The following is a 24,635-nucleotide window of genomic DNA, read 5'->3' as shown; positions in this document are numbered from 1 at the left end:
CCCTCCTCGGTCGACCGATGTCGGCAGCCACCGTCCCACCGTAGGAGGGGAGTTCGACGGACTGCCACGGCGCCGGCCGTGAAGTAGTGGACATTTCCACTACATGACAGGTGGTCAAGTCGGTCATCGAGGTCCGAGCCGGGCGGGCGCGATCGAGGCCGGTGCCATCATTGTCGCCACGGATTTCCGAACGAAAAGGTGGTTCTCGTGGAACGACCCGTAAGGAAAGGGCCGCTCGGCGGTGCTCGGCACTGGGTCTGGTTGCTCGACACCCTGTTCGCGAAGAAGCACGACGCACTGCCTCCGGCGCGTTTCGACGTCGGTGTTCCCGAGGGGGTCTCGTCCCGCATGGTCAGGCGGGCGCTGATCCGACTCGCCGACCGGCACGAGGCGTTGCGCACGGTGATACGGCCGTCGGAGGCGGGACTGCCCGAGCAGCTCGTGCATGCCACGGTCGAACCCGACCTCGTCCTCATCGGCCCCGGTGAGGCGGTTCCGGACGCGGCGCTCACCGGTCCGGCGTTCGACGGGTTCCCGTTGCGCGCGCTGATCCACACCGATGCGGAGGGGCAAGTCAGCGGCCTCACCGTGCAGTTGGTGGCGATGGCCGCCGACGGCACCTCACTCGGGGTGCTCTGCGAGGAGCTTCAGGAACTTCTCACGGCCGAAGTCGAGGGGCGGGAGGCGGAGTTGGGTGCGGCGCCCGGCCAGCCCGTCGACCAGGCGCTCGTCGAGACCGGCGGGGCGCGGGGCGCGGCGGCCGCGCGGGCGCTGCGGCACTGGGAGGAGTCCCTGGCCGAAGGACCGCACGCCGGGCTGCCGTTCCGGTGGAACAGGTCCCTGCACTGGCAGCAGGCGCCCGTCGACGGGGCCTGCGTCCAGACCGTGCTCCGCTCCCGCGACCTGGGCGAGCGCTGCGCCGCCGCCACCCGCAAGTACCGGACCACCCTGCCCACCCTGCTCCACGCGCTCACGGTCATCATGCTGACCGGCTGGACACGCCGCCCGACCTGCGCGCTCGGCGTGGTGTCCGCCAACCGCACCGCACCGGAACTCATGGGCGGCGTCGGCCGCTACGCCACGGAGATGCGGCTCGTCGCCGACCTCCGCGAGGATCCCGCCTTCTCGGCCGTGCTCCGACGGCTGCGCACCGGACTGATGACGGCGTACAGCAACGGCGTCTTCGACGTCGGCGAACTGGTCATGGCCGAGGCCCGCGCCTCCGCCCGGATCGGCGCCCGGATCAGCACGTCGGCGATCTTCGAGTTCCACAACACCGCTGTGGGCGCCCCGGTGGGAGAAGCCGCCGCTGAGCGGGACCCGGAGATCACACAGACCACGATCGACTACCGCACGCCCAACGTCCGCCTCGATGTCTCGTTGGCCGACGGCGCGCTTCGGTTGATCCTCCGGTGCCCTGACGTGCTGTTGCCGCCGCCCGCGGCCCGCGCCTTCTGCCGTCAGCTGTCCGCGCTGGTCGACGCCGTGCTCGCGGAGGAGGACCCGAGGCCGTCCGAGCTGGCACGGCTCGTGGAGCTGCCGCGGCCGTGGGACGGGGCGCGGTGGGTGGCCGTACGGGACGCGTGGGTGGACCTCGACCAGGTCGCCGGACTGCTTCTGGAGCATCCTCACGTGACCGGGGCGGGGGTCTTCGCGGAGCACGAACGGGGGGAGCGGGGCGGGCGGTTGGTCGCGCACGCATGCGCTGATCCGGCGTCCGGGCTCACCCCCGCCGATCTGTACGAGCACATGCGGGACGTGGTCGCGCATCATCCGGCGACCGTCGTGCCGCACGAGTTCGTCGTGCACTCCGGCGCGCCGGTGGATGCGGCCGATGCCGGGGGGTGGGACGAGCAGGCGGTGACGGGGCGGGGCACCGGGGAGCCGGACGACGGTCTCGACACTCCGGTGGGGGCGGCGGAGGAGGCGTTGCTGGAGGCGTTCACCGCGCTTCATCCGGGGCGGCCGGCGGCGATGACACAGACGTACGCGGAGGCTTACGGGCGGTTCCTGCTCGTGCCCGCGATGCTGGAACGGCTGGCTGTATCCGGTTATGAGGGGCTGGAGCTGGGGGACTTCATCGGGATGGCCTCACTGCGGAGGGTCGCGGGGAAGATGAGCCGGCGGCACTGAGCCGGCGGGCCCGTCAGCGGCGTCGCACTCCGAGCGGTTCCAGGGCGGCCACGGCCTCTTCGCAGGCGCTGGTCGCCTCGCCGCGGGTCAAGGTCCGCCACGGGGACGCGAAGCCCAGCGTGACGGTGATCGCGCGGTGGCCCGGCGGGACGCCACGGCCCCGGTAGACATCGGACACGCGGGCCGAGCGGACCAACGGGGAACCGGCGGACAGCGATCGAGGCAGCTCACCGGCCGGTACCTCGTCCGGCACGAGCAGATTCACGTCGAGTTCGACGGCCGGGTGGCGGGACGGCGCGGACAAGGTCCGGTGGGTGCGCGGCAGTTGCAGGAGCAGGGACAGGTCGATCTCGGCGACCGCCAGTTCGTGGTGGACGGCTTCGCAGAGGAGGCCGATGCCGCCCGCCTCCACTCCGTCGGCCAGGATCAGCGCGCCCGAACCGGGGCGGAACCCGGGGAGGTCGGCGGGGCGCAGGGCGAACCGGGTGACACCCGCCGCCTGTACAGCGGCGCGTACGCAGGCACCGAGCTCCCCCAAGGTGTGCTCCGCCTGTCCGGCGTCGGCCGGCAGCGCGCGCAGCGCCGCGAACGCGTTCCCCTCCCCGCCGGGAGCCCGGCCCGCCTGCTCCGGACGGACCACGGTCCCCGTCTCGAAGACCGCACAGCGCGGGGCGTGCCGCGGTACGGTGCCCGCCACCGCCACCAGCCCCGGCACGAGACTGCGCCGAAGAGGCCTGCCGAGCCGCTCACCGTTCTGCTCCAGATGGACCGCGGGCTCGCGCCACGGGGCGGGACCGGCACCGGGATCCAGTACCAGCGGAGTCAGGACCTCCTGGAAACCCCGTACGGCCATGGCGTCCCGGAGCGCGCGGACTCGGGCCTGCCGGGCGTCGCGGTGCGGGGGCGCGGGATCCGTGGGGGAGGTGGCGGGCAGGGCACGGTAGCCGTGGAGTCGCATCAGTTCGGCGATGACATCGGCCTGCGTGCGGAGATCGGTACGGGACGGAGGGAGGCGTACGTCGAGTGTCCCGGCCGCTGTCCGCGAGGCGCGCGCGCCGATGCGAGCGAGCAGGGCGGTGCAGGAGGCGGGGGTGAGGTCGGCGCCCAGCGCCGCGCGCGCCTCGGCGACGTCGAGGGCGATGCGGTGCCGTTCACCGGCGGGGCCCTCGACCGTGCGGACGCCGGGGACGTCCTCGGTGCCGGACAGCAGGCGTGCCGCGCGTCGGGCCGCCTCCGTGCAGCGGGTGGCGTCCGTGTCGAGTACCGAGGGGGAGGCGGCGAGCACGAGGAGACGCCGGCCGGTGCCGTGGTCCGGCGGCGCGGGGTCCAGTCGTACGGGCAGGTCGGCGGGCCAGCGGACGCCGGGGGCCGTGCCCGGGGGCGGGGTTCCCTCGCCGACCGTCACGTGGATCGGGCCGGGGCCCGGTACGGGGAGGGCGGTCAGGCGGGTGCCGTACTCGTACGCGGCGATGCTCAGGGCGTCGGTGGTGGTGCCCGAGGCGGGGATACCGGCCAGTGTCATGCGCGCGAGCAGTGCACCGGGGAGGGGCCCGGCCGGCCCGTCGGGTACGACCACCGCGACGGCGGAGACGGTCCAGTCGGCGCGGGCCACGGAAAGGGTGAGGGGACCGGACGGATCCGCCAGGTCGTGGGGTACGGAGGACCCGTCCGGTGTCTCGTCACGCGAAGCGATCTCATGGGCGAGCCCCCAGAGGCCGGTGCAGTGGACCAGCGTGTCGGGCACGGTCAGACGCAGGATCTCCCCGGCGACCCCCGCCACCTCGCCTCCCGTCTCCGGCAGCACGGCCGACACCGGGGTCCCCGGCACGGTGCCGGGAGGCAGCACACAGGCCTCGCGACCTGGGCCCGTGCCCAGTTCCGCCGGGGAGCAGACGCGGCCCACGGGGTCCCCGTCCCGTCTGCCGGGAGGCACGGTGAGGAGGCCGTACCGACTGCCGTCCGCGCCTGGCCGGCGTGGTGCGAACAAGCGGCTGCCCGGCAACGCCACCGCCACCACGGCACCCGGCGGCGGGCACGGCCCCGCGCCCTCCGGCAGGGAGACCCGTTCCGGTGTCGGGAGGTCGACGAGTGGCTCGGTGTCGTCGGCGGTGCGCACCCGCCCCGCCACCACCCGCGGCCCGAGCCGCCCCGGCGCGTCGATCACGGTCACGGCGATGCCCGCCTCGCCGAGCACGTCATCGGCCTCGCGCGCCGAGAGGGGGCGGGGGAGGAACTCGTTCAGCCAGGACAGTGGCACACGCATCGGAGCGCTCCTCGTCGGTCGAACTCTTCAGTCGGACCCGTCAGTCGGACTCGTCAGTCGAACTGGGCCAGCAGACGCGGGTCGTTGCTCAGGAAGTGGCGGATGTCGCCGAGGGCGTGCCGGACGGCCAGGACGCGCTCCAGGGAGACGGCGAGGGCGACACCACGGACCTCGTCCGGGCAGCGCGCGGCCCGCAGCACGGCCGGGGCGAGCAGGCCGCCGCCCATGATCTCCAGCCGGCCGCTGCCCCGGCACAGGTCGCAGCCCGTCGTACGGCAGGGCCGGCACGCCACGTCCACGGCGAGGCCCGGGGACACGTACGGGAACGAGCGGAAGCGCAGCCGGGGGTCGGCGTCCGGGCCGAGGATGTCCTCGACGAAGCCCGCCGCCATCCCCTTGAGGTCGCTCATCCGGACCCCGGGACCGACCGCCACCGCCTCCAACTGGTGGAACTGGGTGACGAATCGGGGGCCCGGAACGGTGTTGCGATGGCACGGACCGGCCACGACGAAGCGCAGCGGCAGTTCGGTGCGGTGCGCGGCGAGGACGCGCAGCACGGAGGCGGTGGTGTGGCCGCGCAGGACCACGCCCCCTTCGGCGTAGAAGGTGTGCGCGGGGCTGCGTGTGGGGTGGTCCGGTGCGACGCCGAGCAGGTCGAAACTGTGCGCCCGGTCCTCCAGTTGGGGTGACTCGCGCAAGGAGAAGCCGGACTCCGCGAAGTGGCGCAGCGCCTCGTCCAGGAGGAGGCCGACCGGGTGCCGTCCGCCGGGCGGCCGGGATTCGGGCAGGTGGGTCGGGTCCAGGGGGCGGCGAGCGGGCTCCGACCGGGCCGCCTGCGCCCGGCGTTGGGCCAGCGCCTCGGTCAACTCCTGTGTGGCGCGGCCCAGGAGCGAGCGCCGGCCCAGATGGCGGTTCTCCCAGTGCGTGAGGTCCTCCGGCGCGGCGGAGCACGCGCGCAGTTCGGCGAGGGCGGCATCGGTCATCGTACGGAACACAGGCCGAGACCTCCGGTGGACGAGAAGGGCGGTCGGGACGGGGCGCTCATCGTGGAACAGGGATTTGTCCCCGCGCAACGGTGGCACGGCGATATCGGCGGCAAGACAAAATACATTTCCCCGTATGTCCGGTTCTGGCCCCCTGGTGCATTCAGGACTGACAGTTATTCCGGGCTTCTGTGTCATGGCTCCCGCTGCTGTCGACATGTCACGGTTCTCGGGTTCGATCAATCGCCGGAAGCTCTCCCGCACGAAAACGAGGACGACGTATTCATGTGCCTTTCGAGTCGCATTCCAGAAAAACTTGAGGACGACACGAGCTGGGGGGACTGAAAAATGGCCTGGGACGCACAGACATACGGAAGCCGCTGGTCGGAGATCTATGACGGGCTGCCCTGGCCGGGGCCCCACCAGGCCGTGGACTTCCTCGCCAAACTGGCCGAAGGCGGGCCCGCGCTGGAACTCGCGATCGGTACCGGGCGCATCGCCGTACCGCTCGTCGAGCGCGGGGTCGAGGTGCACGGGCTGGACTCCTCCGACGAAATGATCGGCAAACTCCGGGAGAAGGAGGGTGGCGAGAACATTCCCGTCACCAAGGCCGACATCTCGAACTTCACCGTCGACCAGGAGTTTTCCCTCGCCTTTCTGGTGCTCAACACGATCTACGCGCTCCAGAGCCAGGAGGAACAGCTTTCCTGCTTCGTCTCCGCGGCCGCGGCGCTGAAGCCCGGCGGGCACTTCGTCGTCGAGGCGTTCATGCCCGACCCCACCCGGTTCCGGCGCAACTCCTGGACCCAGGTCCACGACATGGGCCTGGACCACGTGCTCATCGAGGCGGACCGGCACGACCCGTCGACCCAGCAGATCCTGGAGCAGCACATCCATCTCAAGCAGGGCAGCGTCGAGCTGTTCCCGGCGTTCCTGCGGTACGTGTGGCCGTCCGAGATGGACCTCATGGCCAGGCTCGCCGGCATGCGTCTCGTCGAGCGCTTCGGCGGCTGGGCCGGGGAACCGTTCAACGCCCGCTCGGGCAACGTCGTGTCGGTGTTCCGGCGCGACGCGTCCTGACCGGACGAGACGTGACGTGACGTGATGGACATCGCGACCGCACCCGCCCTCAGCACCGGGGAACCCGCCTTTCCGCACCGGGACTTGGCGCGTCTCTCGGCCGCCGCCCGCCGCAGGATCCTGCGGTTCGCGGCGGACCGCGCGGTGCACCTCGGGTCGTCCCTGTCGGTGGTGGACGTCCTCGTGACCGTCTGCCGCGCCGCGGGCCTCACCCCGGCCACCGTCGACGACCCCGGGCGCGACCGGCTGATCCTCAGCAAGGGGCATGCCGTATGGGCGCTCTACGCCGTCCTGGGCGAACTCGGTGTCCTCGACACGGACGGCGCCGACACCGCCGCGCGGCTGCCGGGGCATCCCCCGGAGGGTCTGCCGGGGGTGGACGCCGCCACGGGGGCGCTGGGCCACGGCCTGTCGATCGGCGCGGGCCTCGCGGAGGCCGCCCGCCTGGGCGGCCGCGACCGCCGGACGTACGTGATCCTCGGGGACGGCGAGCTGAACGAGGGGTCCGTCTGGGAGGCCGCGATGTTCGCCGCGCACCGGGGACTCGGGCGGCTCGTCGCCGTCGTGGACGTCAACGGGTTGCAGCAGGACGGCCCCACGGCGGACGTCCTCGACCTCTCCCCGCTCGACGCGAAGTGGCGGTCCTTCGGCTGGCACGTCGTCGAGGCCGACGGCCACGACCTCGCGGCGCTCGCCGACGCCCTCGACACGGCGGACGCCGAGCCCGACCGGCCCACCGTCGTCCTCGCACACACCGTCAAAGGCCGAGGAGTGCCGTTCATGGAACACGATGCCGACTGGCACGTCGGCTCACTCGACGCCGGGCAACTCGCCACGGCGCTCCGGGCGGTGGGCGATGACTGAGCCGACGGCACGGGGCGTTCCGCACCGATCCGACCCCCACCGGAGCACGCGCCATGCCTGAAGCCGCCGTACGGGACACGGCCGTACACGACACCGCCGTACACGAAACCGCCGTACACGAAACCGCCGTAGGAGAGACCCCTCGTCTCTCCATGCGCCCCGCCGTCGCCGACGCCCTCGCCGACCTGGGGGACCGGCACCCGGAGCTCGTCGTCATGGCGGCCGACGGGCACGCGCTGGGCGCCGCCTTCGCGCGGCGGCACCCGCGGCGGTTCATCGATGTCGGCATCGCGGAGGCCAATCTGGTCGGTGTCGCCTCGGGTCTGGCCCGGGACGGGCATCGGGTGCTCGTGGGCACGATGGCCCCGTTCCTGGTCCGGCGGGCCGCCGAGCAGATCCGGCTCGATGTGTGCCGGGCCGGGCTCGACGTGACGTTCGTCGGCGTCGGCGGCGGAGTGGCGTACGGCATGCTCGGCGCCACCCACCACACCCCCGAGGACCTCGGCGCGATGGCGGCCATGCCGATGGACCTCGTACTGAGTCCGGTGGACGCGCACGACGCCGCGTGGGCGGTACGGGAGGCCGTCGGGCACCCCGGACCCGCCTATGTACGGCTGGGCGCGCGGGAGGACGAGGTCGTGTTCCGGGGCGACGAGCCGTTCTCGTCCGACCGGCCGCGGGAGTTCGGCGCGCCGGACGGCGGCACGCTCGTGCTGGCCATGGGCGCCACCGTGCCCGAGGCCGTGCGCGCCGCCGAGGGGGCCACCGCCGCCGGCCGCCCCACCCGGGTGCTGGCCCCGGCCGGGCTCGCGCCCTTCCCGGCGGCCGAGATCGTACGGGCCGCCGACGCCGTCTCCGCCGTGATCACGGTGGAGGAGCACCTTCCGCACAGCGGTCTGGCCGCCCGTACCGCCCTGGCGCTCGCCGGCCGCTGGCGCGGGCGTTTCACCGCGCTCGCCGTCGACGGCCGCCGTCCGGCGCTCGTGGGCGACCGGGCCGAACTCTTCCGCCGCCACGGGATCGACGCCTCGGCCGTCACCCGGGCCATTTTCGACACAGACAGGGATCTGGAGTAACCGATGCGCCTGCTGCTCGGTGCCCAAAGCTGCGGCTACGGGCCGATATCCAAGCTCGCCGCGCTGTCGCGGAGGCTCGACCACCACGACCGGCTCTTCGTGGGCACCACGGTCGCCGCGGACTTCGCCCGCCGCAACGCCGACGCCTTCGACGACATCGTCGAGGCGGGCGCCGGTGTCCTCGACCGGCTCATCGAGGGCAGTGACTACGTCGTCTCGGTCATGGACGCCGACCTGGTCCTGCGGGCGTACGCGGCGAACCGCCCCGCGCTGATGGTCGACAGCCTCTTCTCCTTCTGGCAGTTGCGCACCCCGCCCCGGCGGATCGCCGACCTCTGCGCGGTCGCGCCCCGAGGCGACCACGCGGCCCTCGACGCCCACTTCGCGGAACTCGCCCCGCACGAGCGGATCTACGCCGCCCATCTGCTGGCCGATGTCTCCGTGGTGCAGAACTTCCCCGGCGTCACCGAACGGGCGGCGGAAGCACGGGAGTTGAAGCCCGGACGGATCGAGGTCACCGGGCCGATCGTGGACGAGCAGGCACTCGCCGGTGTCGGCGCCGCCTCCGCACCGAACGGCCCCGGCCACGATCTCCTCATCAACCTCGGCGGGTTCAAGAACTTCCTCCTCGACTACGACCGCCACAACGACTACCTGCGCCTGTTCGACCGCTGGGTCCCCGACCTGCTGCGGGACTGGCCCGCGCTGGAACGCGTCGCGGTGTGCGGCGGCGGATACGGCAACGGCCGGGAACGCCGGGTCCAAGTGGGCGGCCGGGTCGCCGAGTTCGGCTGCATGCCGCACCGGGAGTTCCTGCCCGCCGTGGCGTCGGCCCGCCACTACATGCTCACTCCAGGACTGACGGCCATTCACGAGTCGCTGCGGCTCGGCCAGTTGCCCATGGCCCTGCCCGAACAGCACTACGGTCACATCGTCAACCTGGAGTCCCTCGCCGGGACGCTGTTCCACCGCCTCGGCGTCGGGTTCTCCCAGTGCATCGACGACTACCGGGTGCCCGCCGACGACTTCGAGGGCACCGCCGCCATCGTCCGGCAGACCGGCCGCCTCCTGGAGGACGACAGCGCCTACGCCGGCTTCCGGCGGGCCATGAACACCCGTATCGAGGAGTTCCTCGCCACCGGCCCCGCCGCGCGCGCCGGAGGCGTGGCCGAACTCCGGCGGCTCCTGCGCGGCCCGTCCTTCGGCGACCTCCTCGCCGAGGTCCTCCCGGCCCGCACCGAGGCCCTGATCGGAGGCCGCCGATGACGACCGTCGCGCTCGAAGACACCCGGCACGCCGCCCGAGCCGAGGAGATCGCCGGCCGGCTCGCGGCCCTGCACGGCACGGACGCCGCCCGGCTCACCTTCCGGGCCTGGATCCCGCGCAGCGCCCGCAAACAGTGCCGGCGCCTCTTCGTCCAGTCCTCCGTCGACGGCACCCCCCTCCACGTCGCCAAGGTCCCCCTCGACCCGGACGACGCCATGGTCGCCCGCGAGTGGTCCGTGCTGACCTCCCTGGACGACCTCGGCCTGCCGCGCCCCCACCCGGTCGCGGAACTCGACAGCGGCTTCGTGATGTCGTACGTCCCCGCCCGGGACTTCCCCGACGTGATGCGCGCGACCCCGCCCCAGGGCTGGCCCGGGCTGCTCGGCAGCGCGCTGGAACTCGCCGCGACGGTGCGGTCGAGCGGCGGGGGAGAGGTTCCCGGGGACCCGGTGGAGACGGCGGCGGGCTATCTGCCGGGGCTGACCGGTGTCACCGAGCCGACCCTGCGGTACCTGGAACGGGCCGCCGTCGGTCCCTCGCACGGCGACCTCGGGCCCTGGAACCTGCGCGTGGCCGACGACGGCCGCATCGGCCTGATCGACTGGGAGGACCACCGCGCCGTCGGGGTCCCCGCCCTCGACGCCCTCAACGTCGTCTGGACGGCCGCGCTGCTCGCCTTCCCCGACTACGGGGAGCACGGCTTCGACTGGCTGTACGACCGGGTCTTCCACGAGGACAACGCCTTCCGCGCGGCCGCCGACCACGCCTTGTGCCGGTACACCGCCCTGACCGGCGACGACGTGGACGACCTGGTGGGGCTCACCCCCCTGATCTGCCGATGGATGATCCGCCGCATCGAGGACCAGGGCAGGCCCGCCGGGCACCTCTTCTACGGGCCGTTCGCCGACCGCTTCGAGGCGGAGAACCCCAGGTGGACCAGTCGGACCAGCCAGTCCAGCCAGTCCAGTCGGACGGGGAGGTCGTCGTGACGACGGGCGTGGGCACCGACCGACTCGACGCCGTCGTGATCGGCGGCGGGCCGGCGGGGCTGTTCGCGGCGTGGCGGCTGGCCACCGGGGGCGCCCGGGTGGCGCTCGTGGAGGCCGGGGGCGGGATGCGCGACAGCCTGTGCCCCCGGGTGACCGCCCGGATGCGCGGCCAACAGGTGCGGCCCGCCGAGAAGTTCCGCCTCCAGTGCAACCGCTGCGACTGCCTGACCGGACTGGGCGGCGCCGCCTTCCACTTCGACACCAACCTCGGCTACATCCGGGGCCTCTCCCGGTCGAAGATCGAGAACGACGGGGCGGGCGGCTACCGGGCGTACAGCGGCCTGGAGCGGGCGCTCGGCGACTTCGACCGGGCGGCGGACGCGGTCGCCGACGTCTACCGCCTGATGTACGGCTTCGGACTGCCGCCCACCGCACCCGAGTCGCCCGAGTCGCCCGCGTTGCCCGTGTCGGACGCCAGGACCTCCGGGGCGCCGGCCCCGGTCGCGGGATTCGCCCTGGCCGACGAGGCGCTGTCCCAGGCCATCACCGTGGACGACGCCATCGGCATGGTCGACGCGCTGACCGCCGAGGCGCGGGAACACGGGCTCCGGCTGCTGCTCGGGCGGCGGGTCGAGGACGTCACCCGGGGACCGGAGGGCGACTGGCACGTCCGTGTCGCCGGTTCGCCCGAGCCACCCCTCCGGGCCGCCAACGTGGTCGTCGCGGTGGGCAAGCTGGGCCTGGCCTGGGTGCGGGACGTGCTCCGCCGCAACGGCGTCGCCCACCGGCCCAGCCGCCGCGTGGACGTGGGGATCCGCCTGGAGACCGGCCGCGAGGAAGCCGCCCCGCTCACCGCCTCCTGCCACAACCCCAAGTTCACCTTCCTCAACGAACTCGGCGAACCCGTCCGGACGTTCTGTGTCTGCGAGGGCGGCCGCATCATGCAGTACGCCTTCGACGACACCACCGTCCTCGACGGCCAGCACTGCCTCACCACCCCCACCGACCGCACCAACTTCGGCATCGTCACCACCGTCGACGTCCCCGAGGACACCGACGGAACCGAGCACGCGCTGGACTTCGCCCGCCGCGTCACCAAGCTCGGCGGCGGCCTCCCCGTCGTACAGCCCCTCCTCGAACTCCTCGGCGGGGCAAGGCTGTCCGAGCGGCCCGCGCACAGTCTCATCCACTCGGCGGACGACGATCTGGCCTCGGCGCTCGGGCCGCGGCGGGTCGCCGACATCGCCGGGATGGTCGAACGGCTGGAGGCGGTCGCGCCCGGGCTGGCCGGACCGCGGACCGTCGTCGCCGCGCCGGTGGTGGAGAAGCTCTACCCGTCGATCGAGCTGTCCTCGGAGCTGGAAAGCAGTGCGCCCGGGCTGTACTTCGCGGGGGACTGCTCCTCGAAGATCATCGGCGTGACCTACGGCGCGGCCACGGGCCTGGTCGCCGCGGACGCGATTCTCGCTCCACGGGGGTCGCGGTGAGGGGCGGCGGACCGGGCGCCGGACGGCTGCCCGCGTATCCCCCCGTCACCCTGCACCAGCTGTTCCAGCTCCAGGTCTGGCGTACCCCGGACGCCCGCGCGCTGAAGTGCGGGGAGCAGTCCCTGACCTACCGCGAACTGGACGAGACCTCCAACCACCTCGCACACCGCCTGATCGAGGCCGGAACCCGACCCGGGGACGTGGTGGCGGTCGCCGGGCACCGCTCGCTCGGGCTGTTCGCGGGGCTGTTGGCGGTGCTGAAGGCCGGCGGGGTGTTCCTGCATCTCGACCCCGAACTGCCCGCATCGCGGATCCGCCAGTACGTCGGGATCTGCCGCCCCGCTGTCGAGCTGCGCACCGCCGGAGCCGCCGTCCCCGCGACCGGACTGCCCGAGGAGGAGGCACCCGCGGTGCCCGTCCTCCGCGAAGTACGGCCACCTGACGTGACGTCGGGCCCTGAGGACCCCGCGTACATCCTCTTCACCTCCGGCTCCACCGGACTGCCCAAGGCGGTCCTGCGCCCGCACCGGCTGCACACCTCACGCGTGTTCCTGGAGCAGAGGCTGTACGGGCTCGGCGCGGACGACCGTCATCTGCTCAAACTCCCCGTCAGTGCCCGCGAGTTGTTCTGGCCGCTGGCCACCGGAGGCACCGCGGTGATCGCCGAACCGGGCGGTGAACGCGACGACGCCTATCTGATCGACCTCCTCCAGCGCGAGCGGATCTCCGTGATCAGCCTCGTCCCCTCCATGCTGCGGGTGCTGACGGCCGATCCTCGGTTCGCCCGACTTCCCGGCCTGCGGCATGTCTTCGTCGGCGGGGAGGCGTTGCCGCCCGATCTGGAGGAGCGGGTACGCGGTTTCGGGTACGAGGTGCACAACACGTACACCCTCACCGAGGCCGACTATGTGGCCCATCGGCGGGGGCCGGTCGAGGACTCGGTCGCTGACGCGACGGTGATCGGCACGCCGCTCGACATGCGGGTGTACCTGTGCGACGAGCGCGGCCGTCGGGTGCCTCCCGGAACCGTCGGCGAGATGTGGGCCGGCGGTCCCGGGCTCGCGTCCGGATACCTCGGCGACCCCGAACGCACCGCCGAGCGTTTCGTGCCCAACCCCTTCGGCGACCCCGACGCCCCCGTCCTGTTCCGCACCGGGGACCTCGCCCGGTACCGGCCCGACGGGTCGCTGGAGTACCGGGGGCGCAGAGACTCGCAGATCAAGGTCCGCGGTCACCGCGTGGAGCCCACCGAGGTCGAGCTCGTGCTCAGGGAACACCCCGGGGTGCGGGACGCGGCGGTCGCGGGATACCCCGACCCGGAGCAGGGCGCGGTGCTGGTGGCCTTCTTCGTGGCGGACGAACACCCGCCGGGGGACGGGGAGCTGCGCGCCTTCCTCACGGAACGCCTGCCCCGCCCCATGGTGCCCCGGCACCTGGTGGAGCTGCCTCGGCTGCCCCAATTGCCCAGCGGCAAGGTCGACCGCGCGTCCCTGGAACCGCCGGCCCTGCTGCGTCCGCGGGAACTCGCCGCGCCCAAGCCCGCCGAGGGGCCGACCCAGACCGCGCTGCTCGCGGTGTGGCGCCGGGTGCTGCGGACCGAGTCCGTGGGCGTGGACGACCGGTACACCGACCTCGGGGGTGACTCCCTGCGGCTCATGGTCCTGCGGGCGGCGATCCGCGACGAACTCGGGTACGGGATCAGCCTCGCCGACCTTCTGCGGGCGCCGACGGTACGGGCGCAGGCGGAGCTGATCGAAGGGGCCGCGGTGGCGGGGCGGCCGACGCCCGTATCGGCATCGCCCTCGCCCTCGGCATCGAGCCGGGCGCGCGCAGCCGCCGCCGACAGTGCCCGCCGGGCCGCGCTGCGCTCGGGCGCCGGTTCCGTCGACTCCAGGAAGGACTCCACCCGATGAGCGCCATCGCCGTCACAGGGATGGCCGGGCGGCTGCCCGGTGCCCCGACCCTCACCGCGTTCTGGGACAACCTGCTCGCGGGACGCGACTGCGTCACCCGGTCGACCCCCGAGGAACTGCGCGGTCTCGTCCCGGACGAGCTCCTCGACGACCCGCGCTGGATCGGGGCCTCGGGACGTATCGACGGCGTCTACGACTTCGACGCCCCGTTCTTCGGCATGGCCCCGAAGGACGCCCTCGTCACCGACCCGCAGCACCGCCTCCTGCTGACCACCGTCCACCAGGCCCTGGAGGACGCCAGTGTGCTCCCCGGCGGCGACCCGGTGGTCGGTGTCTTCGCCGGGGTCGGTCGCGGCCGGCACGAGGAGATCGTCCGGGGTGTGTTCGCGGCGCGCGGCGAGGAGCCCGACGAAGTGGCCCTGGAGATGGGCAACGAGAAGGACCACAGCAGCACGAAGGTCGCCTTCCGGCTCGGGCTCACCGGGCCCGCCATGACCCTCCAGACCGCCTGCTCCACCGGTCTGCTCGCCGTGCACCAGGCCTCCCGGAGCCTCGCGGGCCACGAGTGCGACGTCGCCGTCGCGGCGGCCGCGGCGGTCCGGGTGCCGGACGTCCACGGCTACCGCTATCTCGCGGGTGGCATCGGATCGCCGGACGGGGTGTGCCGGCCCTTCTCCGCGCGGGCCGGCGGTGCCGTCGCGGGAGACGGCGTCGTGGCCGTCGTACTCAAACGCCTGGAGGACGCCCTCGCGGACGGCGACCGGATCTACGCCGTGGTGCGTGGTTCGGCCGTCAACAACGACGGTGCCAAGAGCGGTTACGCCTCCGTCAGCGCCGACGCCCAGGAACGGCTGATGCGGGACGCGCTGCTGTTCGCGGAGGCCGAGGCCGACACCATCGGCTCGATCGAGAGCCACGGCTCGGGCACGGCCCTGGGCGACGCCACCGAGTGGGCCGCGCTGTCCGCCGTGTACGGCAAGGGGCCCGGCGCGGAGGTCGGTTCGGTCAAGTCCGGCATCGGCCATCTGCGCGAGGCGTCGGGGCTCGCGGGGTTCGTACGGGCGGTGCTGAGCGTCCGGCACGGCCGCATCCCGCCCACCCTCCACGTGGGCCTGCCCGCCGACTTCGTCCAGAACTCCGACTCCACGCTGCGGCTCGCCCGCACGGCACGGGAGTGGCGCCAGGACGCCCCGCGCCGGGCGGCGGTCAGCGCACTGGGGCTGGGCGGGACCAACGTCCACGCGATCGTGGAGGAACCGCCACCGGTCGCGCCGCGGGGGGCCGGAGCGGTGGATCGGCCGCGGGTGTCGCTCGGTGCGGGTGCGGGTGCGGGTGCCGGCGCCCACGCCGATCCCCACGCCGGCATCGGCGCCCACGCCGACGTCGTAGAGCAGCCGCCGGTCGCTCCGCAACCGCCGGCCGGCCCCCGCCCCCGTCCCCACCTCCTCCTGCTCTCCGCCCACACCGCCCCCGCCGCCGACCGCACCGCGGAAGCCTGGCGCGACGCCCTCGCCGCGGGTGAGGTGCCCCCGGATGTCGCGGCGGACGTCTCCCTCGCGGGCCGCCGTCACCGCCGTCACCGGCGCACAGCCGTCGGCCACGACGCCGCCGAACTGTGCCGGGAGCTGGACGCGGCCGTCGCCCGGAACCGGACGATTCCCGCGGAGCCCGGCCGTACCGACATCTGCTTCGTACTGCCCGGAGTCGGCGACCACTACCAGGGCATGGGCGCCGGTCTCGGCACGGTCCTGCCCGGGTTCGCGGAACTCCTCGACGGCCATCTGGAGCGCTGCTCCGACCTCGTCGGCCATGACCTGAAAGGCCTGGTACGTCCCGCCTCGGGCGCCACGGGCGGGACCGCCGTCGATCTCCAGCGCCTGCTCGGCCGCGCCCGGCCGGGCGGCGGCGGGGTGTTCGACCCGGTCGCCTCGCACGCCGTGCTGTTCTCCCTCCAGCTGTCCCTCGCCCGCTCCCTGCAACGGCTCGGCGTCCACCCCGACGCCGTCACCGGCCACAGCCTCGGCGAGCTCACCGCCGCGACGCTGGCCGGAGTCTTCACCGACGAGGCCGTCCTGCGTGTCGTCGTGGAGCGTGCCCGGCTGGTGGCGGAGCAGCCGGAGGGCGCGATGATCGCCCTGAGCCTGTCCGAGGACGAGGCCCGTGAACTGACCGGCCCCGGCGTCTGGTTGGCGACGGTCAACTCGTCCCGTTCCTGTGTGCTGGCGGGAGAGCGGGACCGTATCCACGAGGTCGCCGACAAGCTGACCGAACGCGGACTCCAGGGCCGGCTGCTGCCCATCCGGCACGCCCTGCACACCCCGCTCCTCCAGGAGGCCGGAGAGCGCCTCGCGGACCTGCTCACCGAGGTCGGCCCGGCCGCGCCCACCGTGCCGCTGGTCGCCAACCTCACCGGCGGCTGGGCGGGCGAGGAACTCACCGACGTCCACTACTGGAGCCGTCAGCTGACCTCGCCGGTGATGTTCGGGAAGGCGCTGCGCACCGCGTCCACCCGGTGCGGCATCCTCCTGGAGATCGGCCCCGGCCAACTGCGCACCCTCGCCGCGCAGTCCCGCGCACACCTCGGCGACGTCACCGTCATCCCCACCATGCGGCGCGAGTACCAGGGCGACGCCGACGACGTCGTACTGACCCGTGCCCTCGGCCAGTTGTGGCAGGCGGGGTACGAGCCGGACCGGGCGGCCCTCGGCACCACCGCCCGCAGCGCCCCCGCCGCGGGCCTGCCGCCGACCGCCATGGACCCACGGCACACCTGCATCGCCGAGGGGCTGACGGCCCAGCCGGTACCGGTCGCCCCGGTCACGGCCATGACACCGGCGGCGGCAGAGGCAGCGGCACCGGTGCGGACGCCCAGCGCGCCGACAGCCGTCACGGAGAACCCGGTCGGAGGACGCGACGACGAACTCCGGACCGTCCTCGGCCGCGTCTGGACCTCCGTCCTCGGCACCGAACGCATCCGCCCCGACGACGACTTCTTCGAACTCGGCGGCGACTCGGTCATGAGCGTCCAGCTGATCCTCGGCATCGAGCGCGAACTGGGCGTCCACGTACCGGCCATCGCCGTGTTCGAGGAGTCGACGCTCGCCGGGATGGCGGAGCGCATCAAGGACTGGCAGCAGCAGAACCCGGGAGGACACCAGTGAACGGACAGGCCGTCGGCATCGTCGGCGCCGGCGTCATGGGCAGCAGTCTCGCCCAGGCGCTCGTCGACCGCGGCATCGACACCGTGCTGCACGACTCCGACCCCGGGGCGCTGCGCGCCGCGGCGGACCGGGTGGGCGACGGGGACCGCGTCACCCGGCTGCGGCGAGGCGGCGCCCCGCAGGGGCCCAAGGGCCGTCTGGAGTACGCCAGTTCGCTGCGCGACCTGGCCGGGACCCGGCTGGTCGTGGAGAACATCACCGAGGACCCGGCGGCCAAGGAGAAGGTCCACCGCGCCCTCGACGAGGTGCTCGGCGCCGACACCGTGGTCGCCGTGAACACCTCCGCCATCCCCGTCACCGGCCTCGCCCTGGAGACCGCGCACCCCGGACGCGTCCTGGGCGCGCACTTCATGAACCCGGTGGCGCTGTCGTCGATGGTGGAGGTGATCCGCACCCCGTACACCACGCCCGAGGCGCTCGGCACGCTCCAGGACGTCGCGGGGCGGCTCGGCAAGGACACCGTGGTGGTGAACGACGTCGCCGGGTTCGTCATCAACCGCTGTCTGATGATGTTCGTCAACGAGGCCGCCGCCCTCCTCGACGACGGCGTGGCCACCCCGGCCCAGGTCGACCAGCTCTTCCGCGGCTGCCTCGGCCACCGCACCGGACCCCTGCGCACCGCCGACCTGATCGGCCTCGACACGGTCGCGCTCACTCTCGACGTCCTGGCCGAACACCACGGTCCGGAACGGTTCACCCCGTCCGCCCGGCTGCGGCGCATGGTCCAGGAGGGCCACCTGGGACGCAAGTCCGGGCGGGGCTTCTACGACTACCACCTGGGAGAGCCAGCATGACGCACGCATCCGCCGAGCGGACCGCCACTGAACCCACCGAACCCACCGCACCCACCGAACCCGCCGACGACGAGGCCGCCGTCATCCGGCACGAGGTGACCACGTTCCTCGCCCGGTACGTCGACGACACCTCCCTCCTGGAACGCGACCGGCTCATCTCCGGCGGCCTGCTGGACTCGCTCGCCGCCGTCGAGCTGATCGGGCACCTCGAACGCCGCTTCGACATCGAGGTGCTGGACCAGGACCTCGACATCGAGCACTTCGACAGCGTCGCCGCCGTGGTCGCCTTCGTCCTGCGGAAGCGCCGACCGTGAGCCCCCGAACGGCCGTCACGGCAGCCCGGTTGCTCTCCGACGTCGAGCAACTCCTCCTGGACGCCGGCGACATCGACACTCTCCCCGCCGACGTGCACACAGACGTGCTGACCCGGCTCGGCAAGACCGGCGCCCTCGGCGCCCTCGTCCCCGCCGAGTACGGCGGCGGAGCTCTGTCGTACCTCGCATACGGGGAGTTGAGCCGCACCGTCGCCGAGAAGTCGGCCTCCCTCCAGAGCGTGCTCACCGTCCACGGCATGGTGTGCCGCGCGCTGACCCGCTGGGGCGCCGCACCGCTGCGCACGGAGTTCCTGCCGGACCTCGCCGCCGGAACGACCGTGGGCGCCTTCGCACTCAGCGAGGAGGAGGCCGGCAGCGACGTCCGCCGGGTCGCCACGACGGCGCGGCGCGACGGCGACTCGTGGGTGCTGTCCGGTCACAAGAAGTGGATCACCTTCGGGGCCGTCGCCGAGGTCTTCCTGGTCTTCGCCGTGCACGAGGGGCGTGACCTGGCCGTCCTGGTCCGCCGCCAGGACCCGGGCGTCGAGATCCTCCCCGCCCCGGCCATGAGCGGCTTCCGCGGCGCCCGCCTCGCCGAACTGCGCCTGCGGGAGTGCCGGGTGCCCGCCGACCGGCTGCTCGGCCGGCAGGGTGCGGCCCTCTCCCACATCGCCACCGACGCCCTCACCCTCGGCCGGCTCTGCGTCGCGTACGGCGCCTACGGACTGGCCCGGGAGGCCACGGAGGCGGCCCTGGCCTGCTCGATCGACCGGCAGCAGTTCGGCGGCCCGCTGCACCGACTCCAGCTGGTGCGCGGGCTGTTGAGCGATGCCGTCGTCGCCACCGAGGCCGCCGGGCTGATGTGCGAGCGGGCGGCACGCGCCCTGGACGACCCGGACGACCGGACCATGAGCCACGTCCTCACCGCGAAACTCTCCGCCTCCCGCGCCGCGACCACCGCCGCCCAGGTCGCGGCCCAACTCCACGGCGCCGCGGGCCTGGTGGCGGACAGCCCCGTCGACCGGTACGTGCGCGACGCCCGCGTCCTGGAGGTCATCGAGGGCAACACCCAGCTGCTCCAGCATCTCGTCGCCGAACAGGCCCTCGCCCGCCACCGGGTCCGCAGGGCCGAGCGCGACGCCCGCGCCCGAGCCCGTACATGACCCGCACACGTGCCCGCACATGACCTCGCACATGACCCCGCACATGAAAGGAACGAGGATGACGACCCCGCAGTCCGCCCCACCCGTCAAGTGCGTCGTCTGGGACCTCGACGACACGGTCTGGGAAGGCGTGCTCGCCGAAGGCGGCGCCACCGCCCTGCGTCCCGGCGTGGAAGCCCTGTTGCGCACCCTCGACGGCCGTGGTGTCCTGCACTCGGTGGCGAGCAGGAACGAGCACTCCAGGGCCATGGAACGGCTGGAGAAGTTCGGCCTCGCCGAGTACTTCCTCGCCCCGCAGATCGGCTGGCAGCCCAAGTCGCGGATGCTGCGCGCGGTCGCCGAGGAACTCGGCATCGCCGTGGACTCCCTGCTGTTCCTCGACGACTCGCCCTTCGAGCGCGCCGAGGTCGAGGACGCCTGCCCCGAGGTCCGCGTCCTCGACAGCGCCGACCTCACCGGTCTCGCCGACCGCCCCGACCTGGACCCGCCCGTCACCCCGGAGGCGCGGGAGCGGCGGCTCCTCTACCGGCGGGCCGAACAGCGCAAGGCCCACGAGGAGTCCTTCGAGGGACCGCGCGTGGAGTTCCTGCGCTCCCTGGACATGCGGCTGACGATCGCCCCGGCCGGACCGGACGACCTCGTCCGCGCGGCCGAACTCACCCAGCGCACCCACCAGTTGAACACCACGGGCCTGGAGTTCTCGGCGGACGAACTGCGCGACCTGATGGACCGTGACGACCAGACCCTGCTGGTGATGTCCCTGGAGGACCGCTTCGGCTCCTACGGCACCATCGGCCTCGTCCTGCTCGGCCGGTACGACGCCGACTGGCGCATTCGGCTGTTCCTCATGTCCTGCCGGGTCATGGGACGCAACGTCGGCGGCGCCGTCCTCACCCACCTGGCCCGCACCGCCGACAGCCGCGGACTCGCCCTGACCGCCGACTTCCTCGCCAACGACGTCAACCGCCAGATGTACCTGGTCTACCGGCTCACCGGCTTCAAGGACGACGGCCGCCGCGGCCCCGTCCGGACCCTGCGACTGGCACCCGGCGCGGGCCGTGACTTCCCCGACTACCTGCGGGTGGAAGTCCACGCCGACTGACCGCCCTTTCTCCACTCTCACCGATGGGACAGACATGGAAGCCTTCACCGAACGATGGGTCAGCGGCTTCGCGCCCCTCTACGACAACTCCGAGCTCGGCGAGATCTCCTGGGTGACCACCTCGGTCAGCCCCGCCCTCCAGCAGCTCGTCATCGACGGCACCCTGCCCCGCGGCTCCCGGGTCGTCGACCTGGCCTGCGGACCCGGCGTGCACTCCATCTTCCTGGCCCGGCACGGCATGCGGGTCACCGGCGTCGACCGGTCCGAGACGGCCCTGCGCAAGGCCCGGGAACTCGCCGGGTTCTACTCGACCGACGTCGACTTCGTCCAGGGCGACATCCTCGACGTCCCGCTGCCCGACGCCTGCGCCGACGTCGTGCACGACTCGTTCGTCTACCACAACGTACGGCCCGAGGCCCGCGAGACCTACGCGGCGGAGGCGGCCCGACTGCTGTCCCCCGGCGGGCTGTTCGTCCTCGTCGGCTTCTCCGACCGCATGACCCCCGGCTCCGGCCCGATCCGGCTCACCTCGGACGACCTGGTCCAGCCCTTCCTGCCGCACTTCAAGGTCGAGGAACTGCGCCGCTTCCGCAACCTGCCCACCGAGAAGCGCCCCGACCAGTGGCACTGGCTCGGCGTCTTCCAGCGCCGGTGAACCCCGCCGACGGCCCCCTCGGCTCCCTGCACTGGCCGTACGCCCCCGAGGAGGACATGTCCGTCCCGCCGCTGCCGGATCCCCGACGCCCGCACCGGACCGGCCGGTTCACCGATCAGACGGTCGTCGTCACCGGCGGCGGCCGCGGGATCGGCCGGGCGGTCGCCCTCGCCTTCGCCCGCGAGGGCGCGCGGGTCGCGGTGGCCAGCCGTACCCGGGAGCAGGTCGAGAGCGTGGCGGCGGAGATCGCCGGGAGCAGCGTGTACGGGACGCGGGCGGCGAACACCGGCACCGGCCCGCCCAGTTCGCTCGCGCTGCGCTGCGACGTCTCCCGCGCCGACGACGTACGCGCCGCGGTCGACCAGGTGACCGACCGCTGGGGCCCCATCGACGTACTGGTCAACTGCGCGGGCCTGTTCAGCATGGGCGACTCCGAGTCCGTCCCGGAGGCGGACGCGCGCGCCCTGCTGGAGACCAACGCGATGGGCACCCTGCTGATGTCCCAGGAGGCCGGCCGCCGGATGCTCGAACGGGGCCGCGGACGCATCGTCAACTTCGCGTCCCTGCTGTCCTTCACGGCCTTCCCCGGGCGCGCGGCGTACGCGGCCAGCAAGGGGGCGGTGCTCCAGCTGACCCGGGTGCTCGGGGTGGAGTGGGCGGCCCGGGGCGTCACCGTCAACGCGGTCGCCCCCGGCATGATCCGCGTGGAGACCCCGCACCCGGGCGCGCTCGACGAGGACGAGATCGTCGCCCGCATCCCCATGGGCCGCCGCGGCCGCCCCGAGGACATCACCGGCCCCGTGCTGTTCCTGGCCTCCGAGGACGCCGCCTATGTCACCGGCCAGACCCTCGTGGTCGACGGCGGCTGGCTGAGCTACGGCTACCTCTGACGTACCCCTCACGCCCCGACCAGCCGCGACCGGCCCCGACCGGACCCGACTGAATGCGAACGGAGAAGCGAAATGCGGGAATTCCGACATGCCGTCATCGGCTGCGGCCGGGTGGCGTCGAACCACGTCGACGGCTTCGGCGCCGTCCCCGGCTGGTCGGTGGCCGTGGCCTGCGACCGGGAGGCGCACGCCGACACGTTCGCCAAGACCCACGGCATACCGGAGTGGACGAGGGACCACACCACAGTCCTGGCCGACCCCACGGTGACGAGCGTGTCGGTCACGGTCGACCACGCCCAGCACGGAGAGCTCGTACGACAGGCCCTGGACGCCGGAAAGCACGTCCTGGTCGAGAAGCCGCTGTGCCTGGACGAGCCGGAGGCGCACACCCTCACCGCGCTCGCCGCCGAACGCGGCCTGGTCCTCTCGGTGGTCGCCCAGCACCGCTACGACCCGCTGGTGCTGGCCGTCCGCGACTGGGTGGCGGAAGGACTGCTGGGAGACCTGCTCTACGTGTCCGCCCGGCTCCAGGCCCGCCGCCCCGAGGACTACTACGCCGACAGCTACTGGCGCGGCACCCGGGCCGGCGAGGGCGGATCGGCGCTGATCAACCAGGGCTACCACTGCCTGGACACGGTCCGCTGGATCTGCGGCGACCTCACCGTGCACGCGGCGACGGCCGGCACCCGCGTCCTGACCGGGGTCATGGAGACCGAGGACACCCTCGGCGCGCTGCTGTCGGCCGGCCCGGTCTCCGTGACCCTCAACGTCACCGTGGCGAGCTCGGTGGACTGGCGCACCCGTGTCGAACTCGTCGGCAGCCTCGGCTCGGTCGTCTTCGACCTCGACCACCCCGGCACCCTGCACCACCGCTCGGGCCCCGGGGAACTCCTGCGCCGCGCGGACCAGGAGCGCGCCCGCTCCCTGGCCGAGGAACCGCCCGGCATCGCCTACTACGGCGTGTCCCACCGCCGCCAGATCGCCGACTTCTGCCGCAGCGTCACCGACGGCACCCCGATGCTGTCCGCCCCCGAGGACGCCGTCGGCACCCTGCGGACCATCAACGACCTCTACGACGCGGCGGGCGCCCGGTGACCGGGACCCGGACCGTCGCCTTCCACGGGGACCGGTCCGGCCGGTGCGGGCTGACCTGGGGCCAGAAGTGGATCTGGCGAGCCGTTCACTCCCAGGCGCCCGAGCTGCGGCACCTGAACATGTCCCGGACGGTGGCGGTGCCGGAAGGCCGGGACCTGGAGACCGTACTGGCGGGGCTCGCCACCATCACCGCCCGCCACGAGGGCCTGCGCACCCGCTTCTCCGTCGACGAGACGGGAACGCCCTGCCAGACGTTCGCGCGCGCGGGGGAGCTCCCGGTCCAGATCGTCGACGCGGCCGGGGAGGACCCCGAGGCGGTCGCCGGACAGACCCTCGCCCGCCTGGAGTCCCTCCCCTTCACGGTCGCCGAGCTGTCCCTGAGGGCCGCGGTGGTGACGTACGGCGGAGTCCCGTCGTACGTCGTCCTCACGGCGTTCCACATGGCGGTGGACCACCGTGGCCTCGCGATGGTCGCCGAAGACCTGGCGGCGGAGCTGGACGGATCCGCCCCAGGCACCTTCACCCACCCCCTGGACCGCGTCGCCCACGAGCACTCCGCCGAGGGCCGCCGCGCCTCCGCCGACTCGCTGCGCTTCTGGGAACGGGAACTGAGCCGCTTCCCGGCCGACATGCTCCCCGCGCCACCCGCGCCGCCCGCCGAACCGCGTTTCCAGGAGGTCGCCCTGCGCTCCCGCGCCCTCCACACGGCGGTACGCGCGCTGGCCGCCCGCTACCACGTGGCCGACGCAGCGGTCGTGCTCGCCTTCGTCGCCGTCCTCCTCGCCCACCGCCACGGGCACCGGTCCTGCGGCTTCCTCCTCTTCTCGCACAACAGGTTCCACGAGGCGGCCCGCGCCTCGGCGACCGTGGTCCAGAACGCCCCGCTGTGCCTGGACGTCCAGGACCGCCCGCTGCGCCGCCTGCTCGCCGACGCCCACCGCAGAAGCGCCGTCGCCGCCCTGGCCGGCCAGTACGACCCCGACGACCTCAAGGCCCCGCCCCCTGACGGCCCCGACCTGTCCTGCGCGCTCAACCTCAACTTCCCCGGACACCGGCCGGAGCCCACGGACCGGGACATCGAACGCGTCGACGCCCTCCGCGCGGAGACCCGCACGATCGACCGCGGCGGCATCGACCACGACGACATGCGCTTCTACCTGACCGCCTTCCACGACTCCCACCACACGGAACTCACCCTCAGAGCCGACACCTCGGTCCTCCCGGCCCCCGAGATCCACACCTTCCTCCGGTCCCTGGAGACAGCGGTCATCACCGCCCTGCACCGCGCGCCCGACGAGGTCCCGGAGGTACCCGGACGGACCTCCCCCGAAAGCGCCTACTCTTGAG

General features: G+C 73.2%; 19 protein-coding genes. 17 read left to right on the top strand and 2 right to left on the bottom strand.

The window, feature by feature from the left end:
• Positions 1-207 precede the first annotated feature (207 nt).
• Positions 208-2,133, top strand: a complete 1,926-nt coding sequence (locus ABZ928_RS49610) for a condensation domain-containing protein (RefSeq protein ID WP_361535659.1) — start codon at positions 208-210, stop codon at positions 2,131-2,133.
• Between the two features lie 13 nt (positions 2,134-2,146).
• Here ABZ928_RS49610 and ABZ928_RS49605 read toward each other — a convergent pair whose 3' ends face one another.
• Both ABZ928_RS49605 and ABZ928_RS49600 read right to left on the bottom strand, forming a co-directional pair.
• Positions 2,147-4,396 carry a hypothetical protein gene (locus ABZ928_RS49605; protein WP_361535656.1) on the bottom strand — a complete coding sequence of 750 codons (2,250 nt, stop codon included), beginning with the start codon at positions 4,394-4,396 and terminating at the stop codon, positions 2,147-2,149.
• Positions 4,397-4,449: 53 nt separating this feature from the next.
• Entirely contained in the window at positions 4,450-5,379 is a 930-nt protein-coding gene (locus tag ABZ928_RS49600; RefSeq protein WP_361535653.1) for a hypothetical protein, read from the bottom strand.
• 348 nt (positions 5,380-5,727) lie between these two features.
• Here ABZ928_RS49600 and ABZ928_RS49595 point away from each other — a divergent pair, with 348 nt between their 5' ends.
• The 16 genes from ABZ928_RS49595 (at position 5,728) to ABZ928_RS49520 (ending at position 24,634) form a co-directional block, all read left to right on the top strand.
• On the top strand, positions 5,728-6,459 hold the full coding sequence (locus ABZ928_RS49595; protein WP_361535650.1) for a class I SAM-dependent methyltransferase: 732 nt from the start codon (positions 5,728-5,730) through the stop codon (positions 6,457-6,459).
• A 24-nt stretch (positions 6,460-6,483) separates the two neighbouring features.
• Entirely contained in the window at positions 6,484-7,323 is an 840-nt protein-coding gene (locus ABZ928_RS49590; RefSeq protein WP_361535647.1) for a transketolase, read from the top strand.
• 53 nt (positions 7,324-7,376) lie between these two features.
• Positions 7,377-8,399 carry a transketolase C-terminal domain-containing protein gene (locus ABZ928_RS49585; RefSeq protein ID WP_361535644.1) on the top strand — a complete coding sequence of 341 codons (1,023 nt, stop codon included), beginning with the start codon at positions 7,377-7,379 and terminating at the stop codon, positions 8,397-8,399.
• Positions 8,400-8,402: 3 nt separating this feature from the next.
• The gene (locus ABZ928_RS49580; protein WP_361535642.1) at positions 8,403-9,665 is read left to right on the top strand and encodes a hypothetical protein; all 1,263 of its coding nucleotides are present in this window, start codon (positions 8,403-8,405) and stop codon (positions 9,663-9,665) included.
• A complete protein-coding gene (locus tag ABZ928_RS49575; protein WP_361535639.1) occupies positions 9,662-10,654 on the top strand; it encodes a hypothetical protein in 993 nt (330 codons plus the stop codon). The genes ABZ928_RS49580 and ABZ928_RS49575 overlap by 4 nt, the downstream gene beginning before the upstream one ends.
• Positions 10,651-12,141: an NAD(P)/FAD-dependent oxidoreductase gene (locus tag ABZ928_RS49570; protein ID WP_361535636.1), complete on the top strand. Its 1,491-nt coding sequence runs from the start codon at positions 10,651-10,653 to the stop codon at positions 12,139-12,141. The genes ABZ928_RS49575 and ABZ928_RS49570 overlap by 4 nt, the downstream gene beginning before the upstream one ends.
• Complete coding sequence (locus tag ABZ928_RS49565; RefSeq protein ID WP_361535633.1) at positions 12,138-14,054, top strand: non-ribosomal peptide synthetase; 1,917 nt, start codon at positions 12,138-12,140, stop codon at positions 14,052-14,054. The genes ABZ928_RS49570 and ABZ928_RS49565 overlap by 4 nt, the downstream gene beginning before the upstream one ends.
• On the top strand, positions 14,051-17,215 hold the full coding sequence (locus ABZ928_RS49560) for a beta-ketoacyl synthase N-terminal-like domain-containing protein (protein WP_361535630.1): 3,165 nt from the start codon (positions 14,051-14,053) through the stop codon (positions 17,213-17,215). The genes ABZ928_RS49565 and ABZ928_RS49560 overlap by 4 nt, the downstream gene beginning before the upstream one ends.
• On the top strand, positions 17,212-18,069 hold the full coding sequence (locus ABZ928_RS49555) for a 3-hydroxyacyl-CoA dehydrogenase family protein (protein ID WP_361535627.1): 858 nt from the start codon (positions 17,212-17,214) through the stop codon (positions 18,067-18,069). The genes ABZ928_RS49560 and ABZ928_RS49555 overlap by 4 nt, the downstream gene beginning before the upstream one ends.
• Positions 18,066-18,383, top strand: a complete 318-nt coding sequence (locus tag ABZ928_RS49550) for an acyl carrier protein (protein ID WP_361535624.1) — start codon at positions 18,066-18,068, stop codon at positions 18,381-18,383. Before ABZ928_RS49555 ends, ABZ928_RS49550 begins: the two co-directional genes overlap by 4 nt.
• Positions 18,380-19,546 (top strand): acyl-CoA dehydrogenase family protein, encoded by a 1,167-nt coding sequence (locus ABZ928_RS49545; protein ID WP_361535621.1) that lies wholly within the window; start codon positions 18,380-18,382, stop codon positions 19,544-19,546. Before ABZ928_RS49550 ends, ABZ928_RS49545 begins: the two co-directional genes overlap by 4 nt.
• Before the next feature lie 58 nt (positions 19,547-19,604).
• The gene (locus tag ABZ928_RS49540; protein ID WP_361535618.1) at positions 19,605-20,648 is read left to right on the top strand and encodes an HAD-IIIC family phosphatase; all 1,044 of its coding nucleotides are present in this window, start codon (positions 19,605-19,607) and stop codon (positions 20,646-20,648) included.
• Positions 20,649-20,682: 34 nt separating this feature from the next.
• Positions 20,683-21,303, top strand: a complete 621-nt coding sequence (locus ABZ928_RS49535) for a class I SAM-dependent methyltransferase (protein ID WP_361535615.1) — start codon at positions 20,683-20,685, stop codon at positions 21,301-21,303.
• On the top strand, positions 21,300-22,193 hold the full coding sequence (locus ABZ928_RS49530; protein WP_361535612.1) for an SDR family oxidoreductase: 894 nt from the start codon (positions 21,300-21,302) through the stop codon (positions 22,191-22,193). The genes ABZ928_RS49535 and ABZ928_RS49530 overlap by 4 nt, the downstream gene beginning before the upstream one ends.
• A gap of 72 nt (positions 22,194-22,265) precedes the next feature.
• A complete protein-coding gene (locus ABZ928_RS49525; protein ID WP_361535609.1) occupies positions 22,266-23,288 on the top strand; it encodes a Gfo/Idh/MocA family oxidoreductase in 1,023 nt (340 codons plus the stop codon).
• A complete protein-coding gene (locus ABZ928_RS49520) occupies positions 23,285-24,634 on the top strand; it encodes a condensation domain-containing protein (protein ID WP_361535606.1) in 1,350 nt (449 codons plus the stop codon). The genes ABZ928_RS49525 and ABZ928_RS49520 overlap by 4 nt, the downstream gene beginning before the upstream one ends.
• Position 24,635 lies beyond the last annotated feature (1 nt).

It is taken from the genome of Streptomyces sp. NPDC046909, assembly GCF_040644695.1.
In the GTDB taxonomy this organism is placed as follows: Bacteria; Actinomycetota; Actinomycetes; order Streptomycetales; family Streptomycetaceae; genus Streptomyces.
Note: the sequence above shows the minus strand (reverse complement) of the source record. Positions and strands in the feature narration are given on the sequence as shown.